General features: G+C 52.7%; 5 protein-coding genes. 1 reads left to right on the forward strand and 4 read right to left on the reverse strand.

All coding sequences use genetic code 11. From position 1 onward, the window contains the following. Positions 1-258: 258 nt before the first annotated feature. Entirely contained in the window at positions 259-1,242 is a 984-nt protein-coding gene (locus GOV53_RS13785; protein ID WP_170467523.1) for an AAA family ATPase, read from the forward strand. Between the two features lie 319 nt (positions 1,243-1,561). On the opposite strand, the gene GOV53_RS13790 is transcribed toward GOV53_RS13785, so the two are convergent. From GOV53_RS13790 to GOV53_RS13805, 4 genes are all read right to left on the reverse strand, one after another. Continuing rightward, positions 1,562-3,124 carry an amidase gene (locus GOV53_RS13790; protein WP_170467525.1) on the reverse strand — a complete coding sequence of 521 codons (1,563 nt, stop codon included), beginning with the start codon at positions 3,122-3,124 and terminating at the stop codon, positions 1,562-1,564. 377 nt (positions 3,125-3,501) lie between these two features. Beyond that, the gene (locus GOV53_RS13795) at positions 3,502-4,554 is read right to left on the reverse strand and encodes an autotransporter outer membrane beta-barrel domain-containing protein (RefSeq protein WP_170467527.1); all 1,053 of its coding nucleotides are present in this window, start codon (positions 4,552-4,554) and stop codon (positions 3,502-3,504) included. A 561-nt stretch (positions 4,555-5,115) separates the two neighbouring features. Further along, complete coding sequence (locus tag GOV53_RS13800; RefSeq protein ID WP_170467529.1) at positions 5,116-5,787, reverse strand: SOS response-associated peptidase; 672 nt, start codon at positions 5,785-5,787, stop codon at positions 5,116-5,118. A gap of 485 nt (positions 5,788-6,272) precedes the next feature. Then, positions 6,273-6,556 (reverse strand): DUF3299 domain-containing protein (locus GOV53_RS13805; RefSeq protein WP_170467532.1); only part of this gene is annotated, 284 nt, incomplete at its 5' end.

Genomic DNA, 6,556 nt, shown 5'->3' on the forward strand with positions numbered 1-6,556 from the left:
CTCGATCACGATTGGCGTCAAAAACATACGCCGAAACCTGAAACTCAAACGCATCAAGCCGAAAAGGAGAAACACAATGCAATTTCCTAACAGCGGCACAGGCCGCCCATACATTCGCCTCGACGCAAGAACGGCAACATTCAAGGCCTCCTGCGTGGATTGTGATCCGGTTGAAGTCGATTTGATCGGCAAGATCGTGGATCTGGATCTTGCCAACGCGGAACAGGGTTGGATCAAGGTAGGTCAACAAGGCGCGGATTGCCGAAACGTGGAATCGCGACGCTCTACGGACCGCCCGGGTCAGGAAAAACATGGATGGCGTTGGACATGGCAGCACATATTGCAGCGAACCAAACTTGGTATTTCCACCGCACGCAAGGCGGGCCAGTCATCTACGTCGCATTTGAAGGCGTTGGAGGTGTTCGTAACCGTCTTGTGCCACTTTTGAGAAAGTTAGGGCCCGTTCCAATGTACGTTATGAATGGTGGCCTTGATCTTTGCGATGAGGATGCCGTCTCGTTCTTGTTAAAGCAAATCCACGCGCTCAGTCAGGAAGCTGGCGAGGCCGTTCAAACCGTTTTCATCGATACACTGGCACGCGCAATCGGCGGACGCGACGAGAACTCACCAGAGGGCATGGGAGCCGCTCTGAGAGGTGCTAGCGCGATCGAGAAAGCAATCGATGGCCTTGTCCTGCTTGTTCATCATACTGGAAAAGACACGTCACGCGGGGCACGCGGTCATTCCTCTCTCAAAGGTGCCGTCGATGCCGAAATCTCAATCACACGTGATGGCGACATAATCACGGCAGTCGCCGAGAAAGTGCGGGATGGAGAAGACGGAGCTATTTTCTCTTACCAACTCAAGCAAGTGGCGCTGGGTCTCGACCGCGATGGTGAGCATGTCACGTCGTGCTTTATCGAGCCGATGTCCAACTCACTTCATGAAATTGCTGATGCAACGGATCAGCTGCCCGAAAAGCAGCAAAAGCTCTTGGAGGCTATTTCGTTCTACATCGAAGAGCACGGCGCCTGGAACCCCGGAGGCGAAGAGTGGCCCGAGCCGGAAATACACCGGATTGTTAACCTGGAGGAACTCATAGCTTACGCTTCAAATCTGGACATCTCCAAAGCATCGCGCGATCGCGATAGAAGACGGGAAATTACCCGGATGATAGACGCACTTCAGGCTGCAGGTCGCGTAGGAACAAACCGAGATTGGATTTGGCTTGTTTCAGCGTGAGCGAGATGCGCGAGAAACGCGCGAGATCGAGGTAACTCGCGGGCGCGAGATTGGGCGCGAGATCCCTATAGATAAACTCGCATCTCGCGCGTTGCTTGAACCATTGCAACAGGGGCGAGAGCGCGAGCCCGGGCAAAGCCCTCGGGCTCGCGCTCTCGCTTTTAGAAGTTGTGCGAAATGGCGGGCGAACGGCGGGTTTGAGCAGAGAAACCGACATTCGCAAAAATATGATTAATGACCGCTTTGAGCCCAAAGCAGACACCAGTATAGATTTCTTTGTCAGTTGCCCCGCACTTTTGCCAGTAAACGGCGCTATGTATCAAGCAGGATTGCGGTAGTCGGGCATTAATTCACCACTGAACATCCTGGGCGCTATCTTCTCATAGGCATGGGCAATGCGGAACACAGCCATGTCATCGTAGGATTGACCAATGATTTGCATGCCTATCGGCATCCCTTCGCTGCTCAAAGACACGGGGACATTCACCACCGGACACCAGTTCAGCATGTTCCACGGAATCGTAAACGCAAGAAGGGCGAACGGATGGATTTTCTGTCCTTCGATTTCCAGCCCGCCGACGCTGAGATCGTAGTCAGCGGGAACGTGTGGCGTGGCAAGAGTCGGGGATATCAATGCGTCAAAGCCGTTGTTGAAAACACCTTCATAAACCCGGCGATAAAACTCCTTGATGATGCCTTCATACGCTGCCATTTTTTCAGGTCCGTATTTCCCGCTACCAGCAGCTTTCACTACCGACGCGGCATAGGGCGTCATGATATCAACTTGATCGGCCATGCCGCCAAGTTCTGGTCCCAAGGGGCCGGACAGACCGAAATTCTTGAAAATGTCCGCAATCTCATCGGCTACAAAGCCGGGGTCGATCTCAACCTCCTCGACCGTTGCGCCAAGGCTCTCAAACCGCTCAATCCCAATCTGCATGGCCGTACGCGTATCGGCGTGCAAGGGAAGCAGACCTAAACCCGGTGTATAAGCGATCCGCATGCCCCTGATATCGGGGTATTCAAGCGGCATCTCCAATGGTGGCAGAGTAGCCGGTTCGTAGGCTTGACCAGCCATATTGTTTTGCAACATCGCCATGTCCTTGAACGACCGCGCAAGAGGACCTGTACCCGCGATGTAAAGGAGGGGCGAATTGCTCGCCACGCGCCCGGCTGGCGGTTTGAAACCGTAAACCCCGTTAAAGGCAGCAGGGATACGAACCGAGCCGCCCATGTCCGAGCCGGTCGCAATAGTGCAGAGACCTGCAGCCAATGCGCCGCCCGAGCCACCAGAAGAGCCGCCAACTGCGTATTTCAGGTTCCAAGGGCAACGGGACACGCCCCACAAACGAGACCAAGTCACACCATTAAGATAAAACTCCGGAACCGTTGTCTGGATAGACAACACCGCGCCTGCTTCCTTTAGGTGTCGAACAATGGTGTCGGCATGATCCATCTTGTTGTCTTTGAGTACGGCTGACCCCTGAGTGACAATCCATCCTTCGTCGTGATGCTCATCCTTAACCCCGACTGTAATCCCTTCAAGGCTTCTAGCAGTGCCATTCATCCAACGGTTTTCGGATTCCTTCGCTGCGGTCAACGCAGCGTCAAAATGGGTATAGGTGACGCAATTAACTTTATCGTTAACTGCTTCATACTGGGCAATCTGCGCCTCCAGAACTTCAACCGGCGACAGTTTTCTGCTCTTGTAGAGAGGTAATAATTCCGACGCTGTCATATAAGCGAGTTCATTTTGCGAAAAACTGGCTGCAAAACTCGGACTTACACCCAGTCCAGCAATCGCTGATGTGGCCATCAGCCCACCGACAAATTGGCGACGGTTAACTATATTTCCGCTATTGATCAGATCGTCTCCGGGCACTTGAACGCACTCCCAATTTTTCGTCCCTTTTCACCAACACTGTACCGCCAAAGCCTTTGGGCAGGTCAATTGAAATATTCATATCTTTGCGTGTATAAGATGATCACAAAATTTTTGACGTTAGCATTCCTTGGGCACTCTGGGTGGCGCATTGTCGAAGGCACTTTTGATGCCTACTCAAAAAGGTCGCACAACCTAAATCTGACAGCCAACTCAACGGTAGTGTAGACCGAGAAGGACAATTTCCTTTAGGGAACGACCTGTTTTTCAATTTGTGCATGGTCCTGCAATGTCTCGCCGCCATGCCAGGTACATCCATTGGCATCGGGCGTTTTCCTTTGAACCGGACCAGAGTTTCGAATGACGCGTCGAAAGACTTAGAACTTTGCTGCGACCCCAACGGAAAAGCCCTCAATGTTGTCTCCTTTTGCCACCCGCGCGAGCACGCGGAACTCTTTCAGCCAAGACGAGTTGTTTCTAGAGAAATCCAATTCCAATCCTGCTCCCAACTGCGCGAGCCATTCAGTGTCCAAGACAATCCCCTGGTCACCGGGAAGGTGGGACACCGATAACTCACTGACCCAACGCGTTGACTGATCGAACAGGCGAAATCCAGTCGGCACCCTTACACGAGACCATGCAACACTCGAAATGGCCTCTGCTGTACCGACAAGATCACTGTCCAGGGTTTCAAGCCGTATGTGAGTATGGCGAAACCGCAGATCTAGTTCGTAGTCATTCGGCCACCGTTTGTTGAATTCTGCAACAAAAGATCCCCCATATCCGAAGGCAGTAATGCCGCCATCGCTGAGAAAATCCAGTTCCAGCTCCAAAGCTTCACTGACGACCTGATCAGCTATAGAACTATCGCTTTGAACCCGGCCTATAGAAAAGTTCACAATTGGCCTAATTTTCCAATTCTTGTTGAGTTTGAACTCCCAGCCTAAGCCGCCGGTTGCGGACACGCTTGTCCAGTTTGACAACAAACTTGTGTCTCCGGGCGCTCCCTTCAGCAAAAACACCGGGTCATAGTTCGTAAAACCAATGTAACCTTCTAAGAAAATGGGAACATTTTCGGACAGTCTGAAGCCACCTCCAATTTGCCCGCCACGGAGGCCGTAGTCGTCACCGTTCGCCAAATTCTTATCCAAGTACAAAACGCTAGCAGATTTATTCGGTGCGACCGAGATGCCCAGAATAGACAAGGCACCTTTCACGTTGTCGCGCACAGTTAAACCACCTCCGTCCTCAAGGATTTGCGACCATGAGGGGCTTGCGCATAGTGAAATAACAACTCCAAGAGTGAGTTGTAAAAAGCGATGACTTAGGGTGATCTCCTTCACAACAGCGCCGATGCAAGAAACCGTTTTACTCTTTGAAACAGCACCTTCTGGTGATTTTTTTTTAATTTCAAGGCAGTTTCGCTTCATTGATCTGTCCAAAGTGTTGGTTCGACACGGTCACTAGCCGTCAAACGGATTAGTTTCCACTGGCTGACCAATTTTTCTATCGGCCTGTGACACGGGTGCCAGACACCGGTCCAGCGGAGGGATGCACCCCTGTAGCGCTCATAAAGCCGTTGACTGCTTTGTCCTTAGAATCGTCGTTCGTTCAAACGAAACGTGCCGCGCAGCAGCGAACGACGGCTTAGACGGCTGCTGGACGAACATCGGTGAGGCCAGAACCTATGCTGAGGACAAGCTTTCCGAGCTGGGATACGAAGTTCGGGATGACGATGAGAAAGTGAACGTCCGGATGAAGCTGTCTATCAATAGTCAGCGCAACGGGGACAAGTGCCTCGGGTCGATCTCTGTATAGCTGACGGCTCCCGCGTTTCTGTTAGCGGGAAACCAAAAAGCTGTTGCTGTAATCGGAGATACCGGCGGCATTTTCTGGAACCACGACAATGCCAATCTCCTGATGCTTGAGTACATCAGGGAAATGACCGAAGAGATGGAGAGTTCCGCAGGCGACGGTATCTGATCTTGCTGCTACCCAGCGCCGTCTGACTGTTCTCCAACGCCTGTTCTGACGATTTCCATGTCACCCTCATAGGGCTTCAGGAGCGCGAAGGCGTCTTCAGCGTCGCCATCCAGCCATTGTTCGTAATCTTTTGGGTGTAAGATCACAGGCATTCTCTGTGGGTGTATGGGGCGCACGACATCGTTCGCAGATGTCGTGATCATCGTATATGCAGCGACCTCCTCGGGCCCGTCCTTCCCTTTGTACCGCGAGACCTGCCACATCCCCGCCAGGGCGAAGGGAGGACGCGCCTCAGCGCCTTTGAGGGCGAACCAGTGATACGTCGCCGGATTGCGTCCCTGGGCCTCACAGAACGAGCTTGCCGGGACGAGGCAGCGCCGCTCTTCGAAGCTGTATTTCCAGAGCCCGCTCTTCAGCACCTTGTCATCGCGGGCGTTGTTCCAGGCGCTGGGTTGCAGGATCGCGCCTGTTTTCTTCGACTTCTTCGTCGTGCGAAAACCCCATGACAGCGACACAAGCTCACGCGCCCCGTCTTCGTCTTTGCGGACGATAGGCGCCATGTGCTTCGGGTAGATCGCGGGAAGCGGCTCTGCGTTGCCGAGCCTGTCTCGTTCTGCGGCGACGTCGAACAGCTGGCGCATCGCATCTGCAGGGATTGTGTTCGAATAAAGATTACACATCAGGCCACCTCGCTGACTCGTGAGCCTACACGACTGGGCCGGAAAAAATCACCACCCGCGAGAGGTGGCGATCTTGGTCACACGATCCAGACGAAGAGTAATCCTGGTCTCTAGCGGTATGTTAATAACGCGTGGCGGAAGAACGAATTGCCAGGTTTCTGGTTCGACGCAATTGTAGAGTAGATTGCGTCGGATGGCCGTTTCCGCCCTCTCGGCGACAGCTTATGCGCTCAGGGCATGAACCTGGCGACTGAGGCGGTCGGCAGTTCTGAACTCAAAGCGGCCATTCGCTGCGCTCTGTGTGAATGACTGTTGAGCGGACACTGCTGCCGTTCCCACCTCTGAACTCAATGGCTGGACTCAGCTTGAAAGGGAGCCTTTAAAATGCCGTTTAGAGTTTCCTAAACAGGTTGCAATCCACAGAGGCAAAGCACTTGAAAAGCGGTTTAACCTCTTGGTTTTTCGGCGAATGTGCTACTCCGAAATCAATAAGTGAATGCTTCAACTATATGCGCGTTGAGTTGATAAACGGATTCCACGTTTGTAGCGCCATCGTAGAATGTAACATCGCTGATTTTGCGTTCATCTGACAGTTCACCTTCGATCCAAAATGCATCGAAAATCGATTTGAATTCGACGCCTTTTGGGTAATCAACATGAATGATCTGGTTGGGTGGCGGCGAAGGTGTATGAACGCAAGAACCTGCGACTGGCACAAACAGGAATTCGGTTACAACTCCTCCATCGATTGTCAGTGGTACTATGTACC

This window comes from Ruegeria arenilitoris (assembly GCF_013035315.1).
Taxonomy (GTDB): Bacteria; Pseudomonadota; Alphaproteobacteria; order Rhodobacterales; family Rhodobacteraceae; genus Ruegeria; species Ruegeria arenilitoris_D.